Origin of the sequence: Streptomyces sp. NPDC048473, assembly GCF_043200155.1 — a bacterium.
Classification (GTDB): domain Bacteria; phylum Actinomycetota; class Actinomycetes; order Streptomycetales; family Streptomycetaceae; genus Streptomyces.
Window position 1 is genome coordinate 1 of record NZ_JBICXE010000074.1, and the last position, 20,381, is coordinate 20,381.

General features: G+C 66.4%; 20 protein-coding genes and 2 pseudogenes. 10 read left to right on the plus strand and 12 right to left on the minus strand.

The genetic code is table 11. The features are described from left to right. The 4 genes and pseudogenes from ACGFU7_RS44240 to ACGFU7_RS44255 all read left to right on the plus strand — a co-directional run. Window positions 1-836: pseudogene (locus tag ACGFU7_RS44240) on the plus strand (IS4 family transposase); the annotation flags it as partial. 1,041 nt (window positions 837-1,877) lie between these two features. Beyond that, a complete protein-coding gene (locus ACGFU7_RS44245; RefSeq protein ID WP_393704130.1) occupies window positions 1,878-2,309 on the plus strand; it encodes an NUDIX domain-containing protein in 432 nt (143 codons plus the stop codon). After that, entirely contained in the window at window positions 2,243-2,851 is a 609-nt protein-coding gene (locus tag ACGFU7_RS44250; protein ID WP_393704104.1) for an NUDIX domain-containing protein, read from the plus strand. Before ACGFU7_RS44245 ends, ACGFU7_RS44250 begins: the two co-directional genes overlap by 67 nt. A 6-nt stretch (window positions 2,852-2,857) precedes the next feature. Next, window positions 2,858-3,886 (plus strand): protein-L-isoaspartate O-methyltransferase, encoded by a 1,029-nt coding sequence (locus ACGFU7_RS44255; protein WP_393704106.1) that lies wholly within the window; start codon window positions 2,858-2,860, stop codon window positions 3,884-3,886. Here the strand turns inward: ACGFU7_RS44255 and ACGFU7_RS44260 are convergent. From ACGFU7_RS44260 to ACGFU7_RS44285, 6 genes are all read right to left on the minus strand, one after another. Next, the gene (locus ACGFU7_RS44260; protein WP_393704131.1) at window positions 3,821-4,144 is read right to left on the minus strand and encodes a 2'-5' RNA ligase family protein; all 324 of its coding nucleotides are present in this window, start codon (window positions 4,142-4,144) and stop codon (window positions 3,821-3,823) included. The genes ACGFU7_RS44255 and ACGFU7_RS44260 overlap by 66 nt on opposite strands. 664 nt (window positions 4,145-4,808) lie before the next feature. Then, the gene (locus ACGFU7_RS44265; protein ID WP_393704107.1) at window positions 4,809-5,144 is read right to left on the minus strand and encodes a hypothetical protein; all 336 of its coding nucleotides are present in this window, start codon (window positions 5,142-5,144) and stop codon (window positions 4,809-4,811) included. Between the two features lie 381 nt (window positions 5,145-5,525). Continuing rightward, window positions 5,526-5,867, minus strand: coding sequence for a hypothetical protein (locus tag ACGFU7_RS44270; protein ID WP_393704109.1), 342 nt, complete (start codon window positions 5,865-5,867; stop codon window positions 5,526-5,528). Window positions 5,868-5,918: 51 nt separating this feature from the next. Beyond that, window positions 5,919-6,440: a 2'-5' RNA ligase family protein gene (locus tag ACGFU7_RS44275; protein WP_393704111.1), complete on the minus strand. Its 522-nt coding sequence runs from the start codon at window positions 6,438-6,440 to the stop codon at window positions 5,919-5,921. A 149-nt stretch (window positions 6,441-6,589) separates the two neighbouring features. Next, a complete protein-coding gene (locus tag ACGFU7_RS44280) occupies window positions 6,590-7,153 on the minus strand; it encodes a hypothetical protein (RefSeq protein WP_393704112.1) in 564 nt (187 codons plus the stop codon). A gap of 74 nt (window positions 7,154-7,227) precedes the next feature. Beyond that, the gene (locus tag ACGFU7_RS44285) at window positions 7,228-10,311 is read right to left on the minus strand and encodes a CHAT domain-containing protein (RefSeq protein ID WP_393704114.1); all 3,084 of its coding nucleotides are present in this window, start codon (window positions 10,309-10,311) and stop codon (window positions 7,228-7,230) included. A gap of 29 nt (window positions 10,312-10,340) precedes the next feature. Here ACGFU7_RS44285 and ACGFU7_RS44290 point away from each other — a divergent pair, with 29 nt between their 5' ends. Further along, complete coding sequence (locus tag ACGFU7_RS44290) at window positions 10,341-10,736, plus strand: hypothetical protein (protein WP_393704115.1); 396 nt, start codon at window positions 10,341-10,343, stop codon at window positions 10,734-10,736. Next, on the plus strand, window positions 10,733-11,638 hold the full coding sequence (locus ACGFU7_RS44295; RefSeq protein ID WP_393704116.1) for a hypothetical protein: 906 nt from the start codon (window positions 10,733-10,735) through the stop codon (window positions 11,636-11,638). The genes ACGFU7_RS44290 and ACGFU7_RS44295 overlap by 4 nt, the downstream gene beginning before the upstream one ends. Window positions 11,639-11,722: 84 nt before the next feature. Here the strand turns inward: ACGFU7_RS44295 and ACGFU7_RS44300 are convergent, their stop codons facing one another. The 5 genes from ACGFU7_RS44300 to ACGFU7_RS44320 form a co-directional block, all read right to left on the minus strand. Next, entirely contained in the window at window positions 11,723-12,715 is a 993-nt protein-coding gene (locus ACGFU7_RS44300) for a hypothetical protein (RefSeq protein ID WP_393704118.1), read from the minus strand. Window positions 12,716-12,891: 176 nt separating this feature from the next. Then, complete coding sequence (locus tag ACGFU7_RS44305) at window positions 12,892-13,017, minus strand: hypothetical protein (protein ID WP_393704119.1); 126 nt, start codon at window positions 13,015-13,017, stop codon at window positions 12,892-12,894. 105 nt (window positions 13,018-13,122) lie between these two features. Further along, entirely contained in the window at window positions 13,123-14,715 is a 1,593-nt protein-coding gene (locus tag ACGFU7_RS44310) for a hypothetical protein (RefSeq protein WP_393704120.1), read from the minus strand. A gap of 49 nt (window positions 14,716-14,764) precedes the next feature. Then, window positions 14,765-15,469, minus strand: a complete 705-nt coding sequence (locus ACGFU7_RS44315; protein WP_393704122.1) for a hypothetical protein — start codon at window positions 15,467-15,469, stop codon at window positions 14,765-14,767. Window positions 15,470-15,546: 77 nt separating this feature from the next. Continuing rightward, on the minus strand, window positions 15,547-16,374 hold the full coding sequence (locus ACGFU7_RS44320) for a LysR family transcriptional regulator (protein ID WP_393704124.1): 828 nt from the start codon (window positions 16,372-16,374) through the stop codon (window positions 15,547-15,549). 74 nt (window positions 16,375-16,448) lie between these two features. On the opposite strand from ACGFU7_RS44320, the pseudogene ACGFU7_RS44325 reads away from it, so the two are divergent. Continuing rightward, window positions 16,449-16,859, plus strand: a pseudogene (locus ACGFU7_RS44325) (transposase); the annotation flags it as partial. 121 nt (window positions 16,860-16,980) lie between these two features. On the opposite strand, the gene ACGFU7_RS44330 reads toward ACGFU7_RS44325, so the two are convergent. Continuing rightward, complete coding sequence (locus ACGFU7_RS44330; RefSeq protein ID WP_393704126.1) at window positions 16,981-17,712, minus strand: alpha/beta fold hydrolase; 732 nt, start codon at window positions 17,710-17,712, stop codon at window positions 16,981-16,983. A 159-nt stretch (window positions 17,713-17,871) separates the two neighbouring features. Between ACGFU7_RS44330 and ACGFU7_RS44335 the strand changes: the two genes are divergently transcribed. The 3 genes from ACGFU7_RS44335 to ACGFU7_RS44345 all read left to right on the plus strand — a co-directional run. After that, complete coding sequence (locus ACGFU7_RS44335) at window positions 17,872-18,267, plus strand: winged helix-turn-helix transcriptional regulator (protein WP_393704133.1); 396 nt, start codon at window positions 17,872-17,874, stop codon at window positions 18,265-18,267. Window positions 18,268-19,114: 847 nt separating this feature from the next. Further along, window positions 19,115-19,426 (plus strand): hypothetical protein, encoded by a 312-nt coding sequence (locus ACGFU7_RS44340; protein WP_393704127.1) that lies wholly within the window; start codon window positions 19,115-19,117, stop codon window positions 19,424-19,426. 418 nt (window positions 19,427-19,844) lie between these two features. After that, on the plus strand, window positions 19,845-20,381 hold a 537-nt coding region (locus ACGFU7_RS44345), incomplete at its 3' end, for a hypothetical protein (protein ID WP_393704129.1).

Here is a 20,381-nt window from a genome sequence, read left to right on the forward strand (position 1 = left end):
TCATCGACGCGCAGATCACGGTGACCTGCGCGGACGGCACCGTCTTCACCGGGTCCTACCGGCTGGTCACGACCTTGACCGACGCCCGCCGCTACCCGGCGGCCGCGCTAACGGGTCTCTATCACCAGCGGTGGGAACACGAATCGGCGTACTACGCGCTCCGCCACACGATCATGGACGGGCGCCTCCTGCGCTCGGGTGACCCGATCGGTATCGAGCAGGAGATGTGGTCCCTGCTGACGCTCTACCAAGCGCTCCGGATGGTCATGGTCGACGCTGCCGAATCCGTCCCGGGCACCGATCCGGACCGCTGCGGGTTCACTATCGCCCTCCAGACCGCCCGTGACCAGGTCGTCCAGGCCGCCGACATTGTCACCACGGCCGCCGAGCCGGTCGGTCTCATCGGACGCCGGGTTCTGGCCGCCTTGCTGCCGCCCCGGCGACAGCGGGTCAGCACACGCAAGGTCAAATCACCGGTCTCCCGCTATAGCGAGCGCCTCGACGACGGCAGGCCCGACACCAGTCGCACCGTCATCGACCTCGACGTCACCGTCCTCGCACCCGCTGCCGAAGAGCGCCCCCTGCCCGATGTCTCACGAGACGACCGGCACACTCACCGGTCACCACACAGCCGCCGGGAACGTGTCCTGGAACTGCTCCGGGCTGACCCCGAACGCCGCTGGCCCGCCCGCGAACTCGCACAGCACCTCGGCGACATCACCCTCGGCACCATGTACAGACAACTCTCCCGCTGGACCAAGGACGGCCACCTCCGAAAGCACGGCCCCGGCATCTACACAGCCGCTACGCAAGAGCCGATCAACTCCCTTGCGTGACCTGCGAGAACGCTAACTACCCGGCCTTGGGGGAAGGCCCCAACAGGTAAGCAGGTAGTTTGATCATGCGTGCTTTGTCGCCAACGCAGCGGTATGAAGTGTCCTCATGCGCTATCAACGGTGGGTCAACGCTGCACGTCACGCCCTGCCGCCCGCCAATATCGCATGCTCGATCGTGTCACCGTGTGCTCTTGCTTGCATCCACCCTCCGGGGGCCTTCCAGCCTCAGCCTGAACTGGTCAAATACAGACAGACGACGGCTTGGACGAGGCCCGTGAGGCGAGTGGTCGAGCACCGGGGTGGGGAGGGCCCGCCAGGACTCGGGGGCAGCAACGGCCCCGCTCGACCACCACGGAGCAGACCTTCCTCCTGGGGCTCGTTCGGAGCTGTCCCGGTGTGCCGGGATGCTGGGCCACCCCCTGGACGATAGCGTGTCTTTCCTCACAGGGCCGGGCAGGGATGGCAACACGATGCGCTATTACAACGCGACGCGTCCGACGTGGTCGGCTGCCCTGTAAAGCGACACGACCTGCGGGGGACACGGTCTCTGCGGAAACAAACTTGCTGCGCACGCTCACGATGAGCGCGACGGCATTCGGCGTGGTCCTGGGCCTGGGCGCCCTCGGGGCGGCCGCTGGCGCACTGGCCGCCCCCGGACTGACACGGCGATTCGGTCCGGGACCGATGATGCTCACCGCGCTCGCTCTGGCCCCGCTCACGCAGATCCCGCTGCTCCTCGCCGTCCCAGGACGCGGCTGGCAGATCACGATCGGCGCCGCCCTGCTTCTGCAGCTGGCCTGCGCGGCCGCGGCGGGCACGACCCAGCGGTCGATCCGTCAGAGTGTCACCGCGGCGGGCAAGCAGGCCCGGATGCAGGCCGTCAGCACCTGGCTGACGGCTGGATCCCGCCCTGTGGCCGCGCTGCTCGCCGGTGGACTGGGGACCTGGATCGGCGTGCGCCCCACTCTCACCGTCGGCACCGCCTTGCTGATTGTGCCGCTTGTCGTCCTGTCCCGCTCCCCGCTCCGCACACTGCGGAAGATGCCCGTCACAGCGCCCAACTACCTCCACCAAGGCGGTACTTCCTTGCACGTGTCCACTTCCTCCCAGCCGAAAAGCACCGCGGTGCTGCTCGTCAACAGCCGCGGCGAGTACCTCCTGCACCTGAGGGATGCACATAAACCGATTTGCGACCCCGGTACCTGGTCCCTGGTCGGTGGCGGGCCCGAGCCCGGCGAGACCCTGGACGAGGCGATCGCCCGTGAAATCCTCGAAGAAACGGGGCTCGTCCTCCCCCCTATACGAGCGCGCAGGCCCACGGCCCGAACGTCACCGAGGGGAACATCCAGGTCTACACAGCCCGCTGGGACGGCGCCGCCCACGACCTGCCCGTCAGCGAAGGGATCATGTTCGCCTGGTTCGACGTCGCCACCATGGAGCAGCTGTCGATGTGCCCATGGGCCCACAAAGTGATCAAGGCCCACCACGCCGAGCACCCCGCCCCGGAGGTACCCGGGCCGCGGGACGGCACGGGGCAGGGCGGCGCGGGAGCGGTGAAGAACGTGATCGGCGCGCACCTGTTCCTGGAGCGCGAAGGCCGCACTCTCCTGGGCCTGCGTCACCCGGGTGTGGCGTTCGCGGGTGGCGAGTGGCATGCCCTGGCCGGCCATGTGGAAAGGGAGAGCGTTCGCTCGTGCCTGGTCAGGGAGGCGTACGAGGAGGCCGGGATCGTTATCGAGCCCGCAGACCTCACACTTGCCCACACCGTGCACCTGCTCGACAACCACGAAGGCGCCGAGCCCAGGATTCAGCTCTTCTTCCAGGCGAGCCGGTGGTCCGGCGAACCGCAGGTCCGCGAGCCCGACAAGTGCACGGCCTGGCAGTGGTGGCCGCTCGACGCCCTGCCGGACCCAGTGGTCCCCTACACCCGTGCCGCGATCAAGGGCATCCTCGCCGGCACCGCGTACACCGAGCTCGGCTGGGAGCCCGCAGCACCGGTCACGGACGGCAGGTGAACCGCGGTGAGATCCGATTCCGACACGGACGACTCGGTGGTCGACACGCAGCCCGGCGACGCGGCAGGGGCCCGCCGGGCGCTGGTCGAACGCCTGCAAGCCGATGGTGTGTTGACCGACCAGCATCTGCGGGAGGCACTGTCGTGCCTGGATCACGGCGTGCTGCTGCTGCCGCGCGCGTACGTACGGCGTAGCGAGCCGGGTACCGATCCGGTGTGGGAGCTACTGGACGGGACACATCCCAAGGACCGGGCCGAGTGGCAGGAACTCGTGTACTCGGGCGAGTCGGTCCTGGTCCAGCGTGACGGTGAGCCGCTGGAGAGCCAGGTGCGCGGCGCCGTGAGCGGCGGCCGGATGACGGCAATGTCGACGTTCACCCCGTACACCGTGGAAGTCCTCCAGAGAATGCGGATCGCCGCTGGGCACAACTACCTGGACCTCGGAACCGGGCCGGGTGTCTCGCTCGCACTCGCCGCCGCGCTCACCGGGCCCCGGCGGGCGGTCGGTGTCGAACGGGACGGGCACATGGCCGCGTTCACGCGGGACAACCTCGACCGGCTCGGCGTCGGCGCAACGATGGTGGCCGGCGACGCACTCGACGGCCACTTGCCTCGGGCGCCGTACGACCGGATCCACTCCGGGATCGGCGTACCGTGCCTGCCGTCGGCGTGGGTGGACCAACTCGCGCCCGACGGGCGGCTGCTGACCACGCTGGCGACGCGGACGCCGAGCTGGCCCGGACACTGCCTGGTGACGCGCACGGCGACAGGGCGCATCGAGGCCGTCCTGGAAGGCGGACCGCGCACGGACACACCTGGCTCACCGCCCATCATCACCTTCACCGGATCGCGGACCGCCCCGGCCGACCCCGCACCACAACCTTCACCCCGCCTGCAGACGAGGCATACGGGTTCTGGCTATCGGCCGCTTACCTCGTCCCCGGTGTGGTCCGGCATTTCCAGTCGAGCATCACAGCACTTTCGTGGGATCAGAGCGCCGCGCCGAGGGGGATCCTCGCCACGTCGTCCCATGTGATCGTTTTAGCTTGAGCGTCCACGGTGACATCGACAAGATGCACCGCGTCGATGTGCTTGGGTCGTGACCCGGCCGCACCTCGTTGCGCAGCTTCCTCTGGACTCGGTCGGAGTCGCACTCGTCGGCCGCGTACCCGATGGTGAGATATGGGACCTTGCTGGGGTAGCCCGTCGCGTGGGGTCCGCGTGCGGCTTGAATGGCGGCCCGGACGGTGCGGTGGAGGTCGTTGAGGGGTTCATCGGGGTGGACGTCGGCAATGACTCCCGCAAGAGTCGCGGCACAGGCCGTGTCCCCCGCAGGTCATGTCGCTTTCGAGAGGTGATGGAGAGCGGTGCGTGTCGCGTTGGGCGAGGCGAGCCGATGTCGCATTCCGTCCTGACCCCGAACCCCTGATGTGTCGAGCATCACACAGGCTGGGTCGGGGCACTGGCCGTCCGGTCGGCTTCGAGGTCCGCCAGGAATGACGACAGGGCGGGCAATTCATCGGCGCACACCGGGTAGCCGAGACCTTCCCGCGGGCGCGGCTGGCCCTTCCGCGGCCCGATCAGATTCGAGGAGGACGGCGGTACCTCCAGCCGCCTCCACCCCCTCCAGCGGCCGAAGTTCCGCGCGCTCCTCGACTACGCGCGACACCGTACACATCTCCGAGATGTTCCGCCTCGTGCGCGGCACCGGACACATCCTCGACGTGCTCGACTGCTCGACGTCCTGCACCGCGAGCAGGTGGCGCTGCGCATCCACGACGCCGCGTTCTCCGCGATGGCTCTCACCACCCGCGCCGCGCCGAAGGTGTTGACGCGGTTCTCGTACTCGCGGCGGACCTGGCGTTGAACCCCCGCCCAAACCCGACACGACGTAGCACGGCGCCCCTCCCGCGCGTGCGGGAGGGGCGCTGCGGTCGTGCGGGGTGCCGGGGCCAGGACTAAGGGATGGAGATGCCCCAGTCGATCACGTTGGCTCCCTGGTCACACCACACTGTGGACGTCTGCCCGGGGCCTACTACCGGGCCGTAGTGCCAGTAATTGTAGTTGCTGCCGTCCACCTTGTGGCAGAGGATCCGGCCGTAGTAGTTGTAGGTGCCTCCTATGCACCAGATCGCCTTGCCGTTGTGTCCCAAGGACCCTGTCATGTTATTGCTGTAGCAGCCCGGTTCGAGAGGTGCCGGTGCGGCCGAAGCGGTCGCGGGCGCGGCCACCAGCCCGGCACCGGCGAGCGCCAGAGCCGCCGCCGAGACGGCCAGTCGTTTCCGAACGGACATGTCATCCTCCGTTTTCCCCTTGGCGCCTATGCCAATTGCATGCGCCATGGTCAAGTCAAAGAATGAGACCGGAGGGACACCCGCAGAAGAGCCAACTCGGCCAATCCACCGGCACACACCAGCCACCCCGCAGCTACAGCCAACGCCCAGCGACCACTGGTAGTCAGCGCGGGGGAGTCCCCGGACGGCGCCGCCACATGTTCACGACGGTGGCCTCGTCGACCCACCGCACCGCGCCCCATCGAGGTCCGCCAGGAACGACGACAGGGCGGGAAATTCATCCGCGGCCTGATCAGATACATGCCGCTGCCGTATACGTCTCTCGCCTTCTCGACCTTGGCTGCGAAGTCGATGGGGTCTGCCCAGGTGATGAAGGTGGGCTCAGGCATGGTGGTCCCCAGCACCGGAACGTCCGTCGCGTGTGGCAAGGGCGGATACCGGTGCCTCGGGCAGGTGGACCAGAACCATGACTGCGCGCCCACTCCGGGAGACCGCCTTGCGCACCAGGGCTTCGGCGGACTGGTGCGGGTCCTTGTTCTGGTATCGGACCCGCCCGTCGTCCGCGCTGGAGGTCTTGATCTGAGTCACCAGGACGTGGCCGCCCCGCTCGAAGACGAGGTCGAAGTCCTCGGTCTTCGCACCGTCCCTTCCTTCGGTGAGTGTCCAGCCGCGTCCCTCCATGTACAGCTCCACACGGCCTTCGCCCGCGCCCCCGGTACTCACGTCTGCGGCTCTTCCGGGTAGTTGAAGGTCTCCCAGCGGTTCGACTGGCTCCTACGCCTCGGTGTTGCCGAGCGGAATTTCTGCGAGGTGCTTCCACGTGATGGTCTTCGCCTGGCTGTCGGCGGTGACGTCGACCAGGTGGACGGCGTCGACGTGGAGTGGCGCGTGGCCGGGACGCACGCGACGCAGCAGACGCTGGGCCTCGTCGGAGTCGGCTTCCTGAACGGCGTACGAGATCGTCAGGTGCTGCACACCCCATGGGTAGAGGACCGCTTCCTCCCCGCGGACCTCCCGTACGGTGTTGCGCACGGCGTCGTGGAGATTGACGAGCGGGCCGTCGGGGTGCAGGTCGGCGATGACGCCGAAGCGCGAGGAGAGCACGCTGCCCACCATCAGGTCGAACGGCTCAACCTCGCGCAGCCGCTTGGAGAGTTCACGGACGAGCAGGTCTCGCTCGTCCTGCGGGATCTCGGCGGCGATCTGGTCGGTGATCTGGTCGACCGTGATGTGAAGCCAGGGGTCGTCGACGTGGCTGAGTGGGAGACCTTCGAGCGCCTGTTGCGCATCCCGCATGTAGGTCCGCAATTGGAATGTCCCGTTCCGTCGTGACGACCTGCGTGTTCTCGCGCTGTCTCATTCGGATGGCCCGGCATTCTGTCTCACGACCTTGTCCTTCTCGCTGCCCGGCCCACTGCGCGGAGGCTCTGGGTGTCTCCGGGGAGTCAGAGAGCTGTGCCGAGAGAGACCCGCGTCACTCTTTCCCAGGTGATCGTCTTGGCCTGCGGGTCCGCAGTGACGTCGACAAGGTGCACCGCATTGATGTGCAGCGGGGCATGGCTCGGCCGGACTCGTCGGAGGAACCGTTGCGCGGCGTCGGAGTCCGCCTTGGCGTAGGCGTAGGCTGTGGTCAGATGCTGAATGCCGAACTCGTACTGGCAGGCGTCATCGCCGAGCGTGGTGCGGGTGCCATCCAGGGCTGCGGTGTGCAGTGCCGCGAGCTGGTGATCGGGATGAGTGTCGGCGATGGCACCGCTGGCGTAGCTGAGTACGGATCCGATCATGATGGTGAACGGCGCGATGGTGGCCACGCGGTGGGTGACCTCGGCGACGAGTTTGTCTCGCTCGGCTTGATCAATCAGGTGGGCGGGTCTGCTGATTTGGTCGACGGTGATGTGCAGCCAGCGATGTTCGACTGGGGTGATGGGGAATCCGGCGTCCAGACGAGCCTGGTTCGAGTCCGTGACCAGCTGGGCGAGGGCATCGTGGCGCGGGTCGTCCCAGTCCACCTCGACGTACCAGTGAAGCAGGGTTCCGGAGTCCCAAGGTGCTGTGCCCTACTTGAAGTTGAAGGCTTGCATCGTTATGTCCCCGAGTGGATGTAGGCGGCCCAACGGCTGGGCAGTGCCGGGGTCTTGTCGCGCAGGTTGCGTACGGCGTGATGCAGGGCCTCGGCCGCCAGTCCAGGGTCCACCGGTTTTGTCCGGTTGGCGGTGAGGCTGGTGTAGAAGTCCCTCGCCACGGTGATGGCGGTCCGGTCGTTGATGGGCCACAGCGTTCCGATGACGCTGCGATAGCCGGCGAGTTGGAAAGCCGCGGTGAGATGCGTCGCCTCGTCCGCCTGGTCCTGATGGGTGTTGGTCGTGCTGCAGGCGGACAGGTAGGCCAGCCGGGCGTGTCGCAGATCGAGGCGCGTAATCGCGTGCAGCGTCAGCGGGTTGGCCGCGTGGTCGTGGAGCAGCAGTCGGCTCGCCGACGGATCGCGCAGGTCCGCATAGCCGTGGCAGGCGAGGTGGACGATGCCGTGCCGACGCAGTGCCTCGATCACGGTGTCGCGGCCCGTCACAGCGCCGGGAGCCGGAAGAACTGCCGTTCCGGGGATGAAGTCGCGCACGATGTCGGCCTCTTGAACGGCACCGTCGAGCGGAGGGCAATCCGGTGCGTCCGGAACGGCGATCACCAACGCGGACTGCGTTCCGGAGCCGTCTCGCCGCGCGTGGGCCAGCGCACGGATGGTAGGCGTGTAGGAGCTGATGACGCGGTCCATGACCGTCTCGGCAGGAGTGATCGACTCGTAGCGGCCTGCGGCATGGAGGGGCAGCATCGTGACCATGCCCACCGGGCACCACCACACTCTGCTCCAGGGCTGCCCTTCCGGTGGGGGACCAGTGTGGCCGAGGCAGTCGAGCACGGGTTCGGTGATGTTGGTCCATGTCCAGGCGAGCACGTCCAGCATGTGTTGCTGTGCGTCACGTCGTGCCCTCGCGGGCTGTTGCCGATCGGTTGTGACCCGCAGAGCCGTGCGAAACGCGTCCGCTTGCTGTACCACCGTGGCCCGGGTGACAGCGGCGGGAAGATCCACTACGCGGACCGGCTCACCGGGATCGTTGCGGACGATCAAGGCGTGAGCACGCGTCTCGTCGGCCGTTACGTAGATGACGGGACCCTGGTCCGCGTGCCGGCGCAGTTCGGCGATGGGGGTGGAGCGTTGGAATCCGGCCAGGCCGGGCCTCTGGCGGATCTCTTCGAGGAGTGCGTCCCATTGCTCGTTGAGCGCCGCGCGGCGGGCGGCGAGTTCGCGTGAGTGGCGTCCCGTGGCGTCGCGGTGCTCGCTGAAGGTCGGCAGTGTGATCTCGTGATCGGCGGCGTTGATCTCGTCGCGGAGCTCCTGGAACCGCGGCAGGAGATCGGGCGCTGCGAGCTGCAGTTCGGCCGCGTCGTCCCGCGTGTCCAGCGTCCCCGCGAAGACCACTCCGCGGGTCTGTTCCAGCAGTTCTACCGCGTAACCGGGTTGTGCCGCCGCGATGGCGGTCGCTGCGGCTGTCGCGGGAAGTCTGTTCGCGCTGCTGACCCGGTGCTCCCGGTCGGCGCGGTCCACGTCTCGCAGGCCGAGTTGCGGGAGCAACTCCGTCGCGAGCCGGATCATTGCCATCGCGCGCCGAACGCGCCCCAGCCGAAGATCCGCAAGGGCGGCTCGCTGTGCCGCCGTGATGCGCTGACTGATGGACGCCCCGCTCATTTTGGCGGTGGCTGAATTGGGTGGCACGGACTCGCGCAGCGCACTGAGGTCACCCGTTCTCTCGAACGACAGCTGCAACAAGTCGCTGAGGTTGGAAAGGCAATCAGCGCGATCGGGATGATTCGGCAAGGTGCAGGCAACTGCTTGTTTCGCGAACTCGATGGAGTCATTCAGAGCCCGGACAGGTTCTCCCTCTTTTTTCAAATAGAGCTCGCGCAACACCCTGCTGAGATGCGACAGGTATTTTCCCCGCTCGGGATGATTTGCGGGGGCAGTTCCGACCAGGTCCCGTGCGGCATCGAGAGCTTCTTCCAGCACCGCGGGCGCCTTTGAATGGCCGTACTCCTTCATCAACGCCCGGTAGAGCATATTGAGGCGGGGCAGGTAGTCCGGGTGGTTCACTGCGGTAGCAGTGACGGCCTTTCGGATTTCCCGCGTTGCATCAGCGGTTGTGTGTTCATCGTCCGTGCGGTCGGCCAGTTGCATCAATGAGCCGCCCAGAACGGCCTGGGTTGCGGCCCACTCGGGATCGTCAGGCCGAAGGCCACCGATCGCCTCTCGGGCGAAGAACACCGCTTCCCGCGCCATGGCCAGGTCTTTCGTCCGTTCGGACAGCATCCGAAGTCCGTCAGCCAGATTCCCTGTGAAGGACGAGGCGTCACGGCTGGTTCGCAGTGCGGTCGAGACCGCTTCGCGGCCGAACTCGGTGGCTTCGCGCAGGGCGTGGACGTCACCCGTCAGTTCGTACTGCCGCTTCAGGACAAGAGCGAGGAGGTTTCGTCGGGCAGGTCGATCCTCGCTCTCTCGTCGGGAGTCGCTCAGCGACTGCCGGACCAAGTTGGATGCCTCGCTCAGGATCTCGAGATCACCGTTGCGCCCGGAAAGCAGCCAGAGCATGGAGGCGAGCGTCGCCCGGTACGTGTCGAGGTCCGGGTCGGCGGGCTGCGCGCATTCCACAATGCGTCGAGCGGTGCTCACGGCATCGCGCAGCGTGGGCAGGTCGTCGGTGCGTTGGTACTCGAGGAGGAGGGCGGAGGCGAGCTCATAAAGGGGTGCGGATGAAAGGGGATCCGCAGAAGAGCTGCCGGTCGGTTCGGCAGTCCACGGGTATGACCACCTCAGCGCCTGCCCGAGATTCCGCGGGTCGAGGTCTGTCGTGCCCGTGAACAGATTCAACAGCAATTGGCCCAAATGTCGGTTGTGTTCCTCGAAGTCCGGATGAGAGGGCGGCGTGAGTGAGATGACCGTCCGGCATGCCGCGATCGCCTCACGCAGCACGGCGACATCTCCGGACTGTTCGAACAGGCGCTGCAGTGCCAGGGCGAGATCGACGTGCAATTCCGCCCGTTTCGGGTGGTTGTGCGGCATGCCTTCCAATTGCCAGCGAATCTGCATGACGGTCTGTCGGAGACGCTCGTTTTCGACCATAGAACCTGTGATCATGGCAGGATTGAGTCATGCAGGACTTTACGCCGATTCTGCGGCGAGTAAGCCAACTTTGCGAGAGTCTTGAGACCGATGCCGAGCTGCGGGAGGAGATCGAGCGTGCGGGGTTTCCGAGCGGCAGATGGGAGGATCTGGCCGCCGCGATCCGGACCGGTTCCGCGGACACGCTGACCGCGCTGCTCGATGCCATGGAAGATGCCGCTGCCGATGCGGGGCTGGACGGAATCACCCACCCGCATCGCGAATACATTCCGCTCGACGTGTCGGGATTCGGGACCGTAAGCGGCTGGCGATGTCCGCACCCCCATCGTTGTGGCCGCGTCTACCCCACTGCTGATGCGAGCTCGGTCCGGAGGTGTGCGGTCACCGGTGACGCGCTGACCTGGATCTCTGTGGACAGCGGGTGACCGCCTTCCTGCAGCAGCTCGGAGCGAAGATCGCGGACCGGTGGCTCGTGAACCTGCTCCTCCCCGGCCTGTTCTGGCTGTGCTGCGCAGCCGTGGCTGCCCAACTCGGCTGGGGGCACGCCGTCGAACCGCGTGCGGCCGAGCCCCTGGTGCGCCGACTCACCGAGCAGCGGTCCGCGGCACAAGCCGTGCTTCTTGTGGTGGGAGTCTTCGGTTTCGCCGCTGCGATCGGACTCGTCGCCATCGGTCTGGCAGCCGTGCTCCGGCGTGCCTGGGCGCTGCCCGGCACGTCCGCCGCACCCGCGAGGTGGCTCCGCGAGTGGCGCAGGCGCCGGTGGGACGCCGCGGACCGCATTGTCGTCCAGCGTCGGACGGACATCCTCAATACCGTAGACCCCTCCGCCGGTCTGGTGGGACCGGAGTACCGCGATGCGCTGGCACGGCGGGAGTCGATCGGTCTCGAACGGCCCGAAAGGCCGACCTGGATCGGCGATCGTTGGATGGCGACCGGTATCAGGATTCACCGGGCGTACGGACTCGACCTGTCGGTCGTCTGGCCACGGCTATGGACCCTTCTGCCCGACGTGCCGAGGGGCGATATCACGGCGGCACAGCTCGCCTATCAGGAATCGAGTGTGCTGGTGTCGTGGGGGGTTCTCTATGGCGCGGTGGGACTCTTCTGGTGGCCTGCGCTGATCGTCACCGTCATTCTCGCCGTGGCCGGCGTCCTCAAGGCGCGGGACGCCATCAGCAGCCTGGGCGAGCTCGTGGAATCGGCCTGCGACCTGTACAGCCACTCCCTCGCCGACCAGCTCCGTGTCCCATGTCCGGGCCAGGTGACCCAGGAGGCAGGGAGGGCGATCAACGCGCTTCTCCGGCGTAAGGACCTCCCGCCGGCGTAGGGCTCCGGTGCAGGGCGAGTACCGGCCCACATTCTCTCATTCGGCCCTCTGCATGGATACACGGGTCCAGTGGATTCTCGGAGCTCAACCCTGCCAGTCACCGATGCTGTCCCAGAACAGGACGATGACTCCGAGGACAGCGTGATAGTTGCTCAGCCTGTCGGCTTGCGCTGCTGTTTCCTGCATGAGCCGGGTTCCGCCTTCGCGATTGAGTTGGTGCCCGATTGACCTGAGCTCGACCGCGCGGCTGATCCAGTCTGGCGGAGCTTCGCCGCTGGAAATGACGGCGTCAAGATGGCGCCAATCTGTGAACCGTGATTTTTGCTCTTCGGTCAGTTCGCCATAATGTACTTGGTTGGCATCCACGAGCTCGGCGATCCGGTGGGCGATCTGCGCTCGTTGTTGTTCGCTTCCAGAGTATGCGGACTGCTCGCTTAGGCTGCTGGAGAGTGGACTGGACGGCCTTGGCTCTTCGTCAACCGGAACGACCTGCACGTTCGAGGAATCGACCAAGTTTTTCGCCCCACACGATGGACATCTGGTCAGGGTCCGATTCTGATACCGCACCCCGTCCGCCCATCGGTGCGCACACCGCCCACAGCCGATCCAGACCAGGAAATTGTCGACCGTGCCCTGCCTAGCCAGATTGACACTATGTGGGTTACCGGCAACTGAGCCGGCAGGAACCTGATATTCTGCGGATCCGGTGTCCATCTGCCATGGACGCAAGTGCTCGAGATAAAGCCCATCAATGTCTAAGCCCCATGCGCCGTCCGGCGTTTCCACCACGATGTAGTACAGCTTCCGATCGACGTATTCGTTGCGTAGGAAGGCTTTCGCCCGCTCCGCGTCGGAGCCGGCGAGGGTCAGGTAACTTGCCTGCCCGTTGTATTCCACTCCGCGCACCGTCAATCCGGCCTCAGCGACCCTACGTTTCCAGTGATCCAGAGCCGCCTTGTCGGGGAAAGCGATCCCCTTTCCATCCGGCGTCAGCCTCGGCGTCACCACCGGCGCAGTTGGTGCCGAGGCTTGATCGATCGCCGGGGTATCCTTCGCGTGCCGCTTGAACAATGCCATCACCGGATAATACCGCCATGTCCGCCAGTCAGCTGTTTCCAACCGCGTGGTGAGACAGGGTAGTTGATGTGACGGAACGACGAAGCTCCTGGTAGACGGGCTGCCGACCAAGAGCAACTTTCTCCGCCAGGAGCCCCAGACGATTGCAAATTTCGTTGATCGTGCGTTGGTGCAGGTCAGTTGAGTCCGAGGACGGCCAGTGGCCGCTCGTAGAGGTGGAGGGCTGTCGTGCGGAGTCCGGCGGCGATGTTGGTGTCGGCGGCGGGGAGCTGGTTGATGGGGAAGCTGCGCAGTGTGGCCATGTTCTCCGGGCTGTGCCCGCGCGCCCTCCCTGCATAGTCGCACCGCCGTGACCTGCACACTCACGGGATCACCGCGACTTTGCAATCGCCCTGGCGCCGGTGCTTTCAGCCCAGCCAGTCTCCGACGCCGTCCCAGCACCGCTCGATCTCCCGAGCCGCATTGCGGTAGTTCAGGCCCAGTTCCATCACCTGCTGGTGGACTTCCTGCATCGCGCGCATGCCTCCCTCCCGGTTGAGCTGATGGCCGGCCGCCCTGATCTCGACTGTGCCGCGGATCCATGCGTCAGCTTGGTCGACCGAGGAGATCAGCGAGTCCAGGTATCTCTCGTTCAGGAGGAGCCCTTGCTGCTCTTGAGACAGATACCGGAAATTTCTCAGGCTGGCTTCTGCGGCTGCTGCCAGACGTCGCGCAAGACGGGTGGATTCATCCTCTCTGACGTTGCTCCGGACAGATAGGCGGGTGTCATTTGCTTCCAGGGTCAGTTTCGTGACGATATTCAAGGGGCGCAGGTTCTGCCCGCACACCAGGCACCAGATGCTCGGCGGGATCTTGATGTAGAGCCTGCATTCCCGATTCGGGCACATCGTCGTGGTGGTGGTTCCGGGGCGGAAGGATTCCAGCGAGAGAATGACACTCTGCCCGCACTTCGGGCAGCCCAAAGTGAAGGGCCCCGCGAGTTGCGGCATCTGATGGCTACAGCCGGGGCAGGAGCCGGGGCGTGGGGAGAACTCACCGCCATTTGCCGCGAACCGCTCCTCCAGTTCTTCGTTGACATCCGGCACGAGCCATTGGCACAGATCACAGATCAGATCAGTGTCGAACTGGAAGGAGAGCTGCTCACACGACGAGCACCTCAGCACCAGTTCACCTTCGCGGCGAACCTGACCGACGATGTCCGGAACTCTGGAGGGGAACACTTCGTCGAAGCAGGACGGGCAGACAGGGCGAGTCGCCTTACAATCCCTGCCGTGGTGCGCGAACATGCAGGAGACCTCGTGACCGCATGAGCCGTCATGCGGAGCATGGGGACATCCGGGCCGCACATGTCCGGAATCCTGTGACGATGCGTCGCTGCTGTCCCGCGCAACTCCATCGACACCCATAATGGTGCCGTCATCGTAGATAACACAGAAGACTTCATTACTGTACAGGCGCTCATTAACCCTCCTCCCTTCCCAGAATGTCACTCTGCGCTTGAGTCCGATGTCCGAGAATCTGGCCATTTTCTTCGTGGCGGCATCCGGTAACCCGCTCTCCGGTACATCGACGGTGCCAAAGGTCCCGTCTATCGGGGTCCCGGTACGCGGCTCGAGAAGGTTGGCCCAGTTTCCTCCGCCTTTCGGCTGTACCTGGAGGAGGTACGTGTAGGTAGGCATCTCGTGTGCGTATCCAGCGCGTGTACCCCTCAAGACGAGACAGACAACGTACTCCACGCTGCCGCTCCCCCCGTGAATCTCCGCGACTACCATGCGATCCGACGCCTCCGCGGAAACTCGGCTGCCTTCCAACGTCGCGACGATGGCACGCGCCCGCGCTCTATTCATCTCGCCCGGGCAGCCCAGGACCAGCTCAACTTGGGTACCGGGAGTTAGTTGCATGTTGTTGGTGACGCACACCATGTTCGCCACCCCAGCGATGTCGAAGTCCGGTTTCGCCTCCTCATGACCGGTCAGGATAAGGATCTTCTCCAGCGTCATGCGCCCTCCTCAGGTCCAACTGCGCTGATTTCCCGTAGGGTTGACGTGCTCACGATTCCCCCTGGTTCCCTGTCGTATCGTTCATCATGCCGAGCGGCGCCAAGGCGCCATACCAAAAGCCATGGGGAGAGCCCTGCGCTATCTGTCCGATCTCCAGCTGCGCGAGCGGATCACCAGAGTGACGAACAAGGCCGTACGGCGGTACACGAAGTGGCTGCACTTCGGCGACGAAGTCCTCGCCCCCGCCAGCCTCGACGGCCTCCTGCACCACTGCGAAGTCGTCCAGGCCGATGTGCAGTTCGCTGCGGCCCTGACTGGACGGGGCGAGGTGGCCGTAGACCGTCTCGTCGGTCAGCGGCCAGAACACCCGGCCCGCATCGTCCTTGGTCTTGTCGAACGGGTTGCCCTCGGCCGGACTCCACCGTTCCGCCCGGTTCTGGAGCTCACGCAGGGCCTCGCGTAGACGCTCTCCCGTCCGGCGAACAGCACCCGAAACAAGGCGATCTGTCCCGGAGACGGCGTCGGCGTGCGGCGGCCCGTCAGCACCGACGGCGGGCTGGGTGGGGACGGAGTCGGCCACGGGCGGCAGCGCCGCTGGCACAGTGGGGGCGGTCTTGCCCAGTCGCGCACGTAGGTGCACGTTCTCGGCCTTGAACTGAGCGAGTTGCTCGCGGAGCTCCGCTTTCTCTTGCAGAGCTACCTCGAGACCGATACGCAGTTCGTCAGGGTCATTGCAGTCGGACCAGTCCTCCACGCCTCTCATGTTCCAGATTCCTCGCGGCCCGCGCAGGGATATCGCCCAGATTCACCGCCGCTCACGCCTGCGGGATATCACAGCTTCGCCGACGTGAGGGCCTTCGGCTTGTGGCGTGGTCCGTGGAGATCACCGAGCTGGTCGGCGTACGGCTGCGCGGCGGCCACGACCTTCTTGCCCAGGCCGGTGAGCTGCATCGCAAATTTGACTCCGCCGCGGACCAGAAGCTGGCCATCCAGGTCCCGCTCCAGCTTGCGGATCTGCAGGGTCACCGTGCCCGGATCGAGGTCCGCGTCGCGGGCGAACGCCGTCAGGGTGGGATAGCGGACGGCTTCCAGGAAACGGCGCAGACGCCGCTGTCCGCCTTTGGTTCCTGCCGCCGGCCGCAGCAAAGCAGGGAGGCCGGCCAGCCGCGCTGCCGCAGCGGCGGTTGTCCGGGGCCTTCGCCGGTGATTCGCCCGCACGGGAGACCGTGTCGCTTGAGCCGTAGCGGCGGGCAGTCCGAGTTCCCTGGCCAGAGGCAAGGCCGCAGCAAGGACCTTGTGTCCGAGGCCGGTGGGCTCCATCGGCCGGTTCTTCGTGGACCGCACCAGTAGCGGGCCGCCGATCTCCTCCTCCAGACGCAGCAGATGCATGGTGACGCTGTGCGTGGGCAGACCGCGTGCCGCGCACGCCTCGGACAAGGAGCGGTATCCGGCGACCTGGAGAAACGTACGGAGCCGGCGCAACTGGTAGTTGTTGCTGAGCGCCGGGCTCAAGAGCGCAGGGATCGTCTCGACGTCGAGGTCAGGACGGCTGAGGTGCCGGTTGTTCTGCCGGGGGATGTTGTGATGCTTGGCCCAGCGCGACACGGTTGCCGCCGCCTGGTCGAGCCGGAGGGCGATGCTGTCCTGCGTGGCGCGCACACTCTGGTTCAGGTCGGCGACGGTCTGCTGGGCGGCGGCGAGAGCGACTTCGCGTTCCTCCCGGTTGGCTGCGACGCGCCGCGGACAGCCCGCAGTTCATCCCGGTGCTGAAGAAGATCCGTGTCCGACTGCCCGTCGGCCGCCCGCGCACCCAGCCCGCCGCCGTGGCTGGCGACAAGGCGTACTCCTCTCGCGCCAACCGCGCCTACCTGCGCAGACGCGGAATCAAGTCCGTCATCCCGGAGAAGAAGGACCAGACCGCCCACCGGAAGAACCGAGGCAGCAAGGGCGGTCGGCCCGTCGCTCACGACACAGAGCTCTACAAGGACCGCAACACCGTCGAACGCCTGATCAATAGGCTGAAAGCTTGGCGCGGCATCGCCACTCGATACGACAAGGCCCCCGCAAGTTACGACGCCGGTCTCCATCTACGAGCCTCGATGATCTGGATCAACGGCCTCCTGCCTCTGCCGAAGACAAAGTGATCACGACCTCACAGAGGCCCTATGGCGCTTCTTTCGCGAAGCGGGCGGCTTCGTGGCCCGGGTTTGCTGTCCGACGGTGGCGGGTCTTCTCCGGCTCGCTGCCGCAGTCACGGTCCGGACGCTACCGAAGGGTGGATTCAAGCAGCAGTTCGCTCAGGTCCGACGGCATGGTGATCATGCAGTCGTGTCCGGTCGGCAGTTCCCGTATCCGTGCCGGGGAGCCGTTGGGCTGTGTCGCGGGGACGGGCCGCCGCACGATGCCTTTCGGCTCTGCGCCGACACAGTGGATGTGCGTGCGCGGAACCGAGTCCAAGGCCGGGTTGTCCAGCCGGACCGGTTGCCGCAGGCAGCGCACGGGCTGGTCGGAGAGCGTCGCACGCAGCCATGCGATGTCCGCCGGGTCGGTGACCCCGAACAGACCGAGGGGCGGAGGCATCTCGGGCAGCGGCGGGATGCGCCAGCCGTTGTCGGACTTGGCGGCCAAGTCGATCAGGTTCTGGGTCATGGGCTGTACGTCGACGGCGGTCTCGCCGTGCTCCGGGACCATCGCGTCCAGGTACACGAGATGCGCGATTCGTTCCGGTACCTCGTTGGCCACGGACGAGACGACCAGCCCCGCGTAGCTGTGACCCACGAGCACCACCTCGGTCATGTCCTCCTCGTGGATCAGCTTCACGACGTCCTCGACGTGCGTGTCGAGCCCCACCTCGGGGCCGAGGAGGTGTGCCTTGTCGCCGTAGCCGGTCAGCGAGGGCGCGAACACGCGGTGTCCGGCCGACTCCAGCAGCGGGACCACCCGCTCCCAGCACCGGCCGCTGTGCCAGGCACCGTGTACCAGCAGAAAAGTTGGCATGAGGGGAATCTTCTTACTCTTCGGGGCGTGGAGGCACGGGAACATTAAGGTTCCTGTCTGTGCCTCGGTACTCTTCGGGAACCGAAATCATCGTGCTGCACCTGCCGCACCCCGATCAATAGGGCACATTTAGGTGCCCCGGTTCTCTGGAGGTAACCCATTAGCGGCACAGCGGGCGGCGAGTCGCGGCCGGTACGGCCGGAGGACCCGTGCCAGGCCCGTGAAGTGCTCGGCATCGTCGGCGACAAGTGGTCGCTGCTGATCGTGCGTAACCTCAGCCAGGGGCCACGCCGCTTCACCGAACTCAAGCGGGCCGTCGACGGGATCAGCCAGCGCATGCTCACCGTCACCCTGCGCGGCCTGGAACGCGATGGGATCCTCACACGGACCGTCCGCAACGTCATGCCACCGCACGTCAGTTACGAACTCACTCCGATGGGCAGGACCCTCCGCGAAGCCACCGCACCCCTGTTGGAGTGGAGCATCACGCACCTGACGCACATCGACGCCGCCCGCGCCGTGTACGACGCTCGCCCCGACACTCCGCCCACCTGACCCCCGCCCCGGCTGTACTCACCAATCGACAGGTACGGCTCGATGAGCTTCCCCTGGTCATTGGTGAACTGTCGCCATGTCACACTCTGCGTTCTACCGCGACCAGCCTCACCAAGGCAGCGAAATACGCATACTGATCACGACCGCACACAGGCCCTAGTAGGGCTCGCTGACGATGCATCGACGCTCCACCAGGCCGCAGTCAGAGCCGATCGAGCGGCAGGCCGGCTGATGGACAGCCTTGAGGGTCTCCCAGACAATGCCCGGCTCCTTCAAGCAGCAGCAGACAAAGCCGCACGAGCCGCGGACAGTATGGGGAACGGCTACTAGACCAGAGATACTCCCCTGGAATCCTGCCAGGTTTCTCTTCGGCCGAAGCATCGGTGTTGGGCTCGGAGATTCGGTGCTCGGTGAGTGCGGCGGAGATCGCCATGTGCAGCACACCGGCGGGCTTCGTGCTCGGCCGGGTCCGTCGGCTCTGAGGCTGGTGCGTGGGTTCTTCGGCGCCGATAGCGGCCAGCGCGGACGCGGACCAGCTGGCTGCCTCTTCTCGCGGCGGGCCTTGCGCGGGGCCGGGACCGCTGCGGCCCCGTCGCGCGGCTGGCAGCAGGCGAGGAGCCGGCGCTGAACTGCGGGCGCCGCAGTGACGCGCAGGGCGTAGCCCTGGCCGCGCCGAACGGTCACCCGCTGGTCAAGCGCGGCCCGCTCGGCGGAGGCTGAAGGAGAGGCGCTCGCGGAACTGCCCCGCTTTCGGACGGCCTTTTACGGGTGTCCGTCTGCGCGGGCTGACGCGCTCTTCGAGCCCACTGACGCGCTGTAGTAGATCAAGTTCGTCAATCCAGCCCTGGTGCAGTTAAGGGGCAAGGTCAGGCACGCGGACACGGCCGACGCCCTGCTGGTCGGGTTCACGGGGCCTCGGCGTCGGCCGCACCACCTGGCCCTCGCGGTGGGGGACGAGGGCGGGCCGGTCCGGTTGTCGGCCCGGCTTGAGCCCGTTCTCGCTGCACGTATCGGCTCTGCCCTGACCAGTTCGACCGTGGTGGGAGACCGCCGGGCACAGGGGGAGACGTACACGCGGGTGGAGACCGACATGGTCGTTGAGGTGTTGGCCGGAAGCGGCCGGCACGGCACCCTCACCGTGACTCGCATGCGGCGCTGACCCGGCTCCGGCCGGGCTTGGGACAGTCCGGGACCGGCCGGCCCTGTCCGGGCCTGTCGATGTCCCGGCCACAAAGCGTCCCAGGGTCCCCCCGCCCCGGCGCGTCCCGCCCATGGGACTGCTCCTGACCAGGCCGGACAGATCCGGACTGTCCCGGCCACCCTCATGCGTTGCCCGGCGAAGCGCTGCCACGCAACGCTTCTCTTACCGCACCGCGCCGACCCGGCGATGCCCCTGCGCATGCGTCACCCCGGGTCCGCAGGTGTCGGCTCGCCGTCTCCGGCGGTGCGAACAGACACAGTTGCCCACCGCGGCTTTCCGGCCGCACCAGACCATGAGGTGAAGATTCGTGAACACCGCGCCACACACAACCTCCATCAGCCAGAGAGGGCCCGGTGCCTGGCCCATGGTTTTACGGATGGCCCTGGTGGCCTTCGTAGCGGCGGTCGGGTTCGTTCTGGCCGGCCCGGCAGCCGATGTTTCGGCGGCCTCGCCCCCGCCTGACCCGGCAGCCGGCTCTCCCGCGAACGAGCCCGGCCGGTGGGACAAGCTGTCGTGGAGCATGTACGGCTGGGCCCACCACTCGCTGGACCCCAATGACCCGTACTTCCAGGTGAAGCTGCCCGTGCAGCACTTCATCAAGTGGCAGTTCAAGCGGGCAGCGGGCGGCGGCACGACCTTCTCGCCAAGGACTGACGGGCCGGACATCGCAGAGGCCCTCGTCAACTATTACCGTGAGTCGCGCCAGACCGTGAAGGGCCTCACGAAGCAGGTCGCCGAGGCCGAGAAGAAGGTCCGGAAGGGGGAGAAGCGGGTCGCCGCGGCCAAGACCCCGGCCGAGCTCGAGCAGGCGAAGCAGCAGCTGCGGAAGTCGGTCAGGCAGTACAAGTACGTGTCGGGCAAGCTCCGCGACGTGAAGAAGGCGCAGCCGGAGAGCACCGGTACGCAGGTCAAG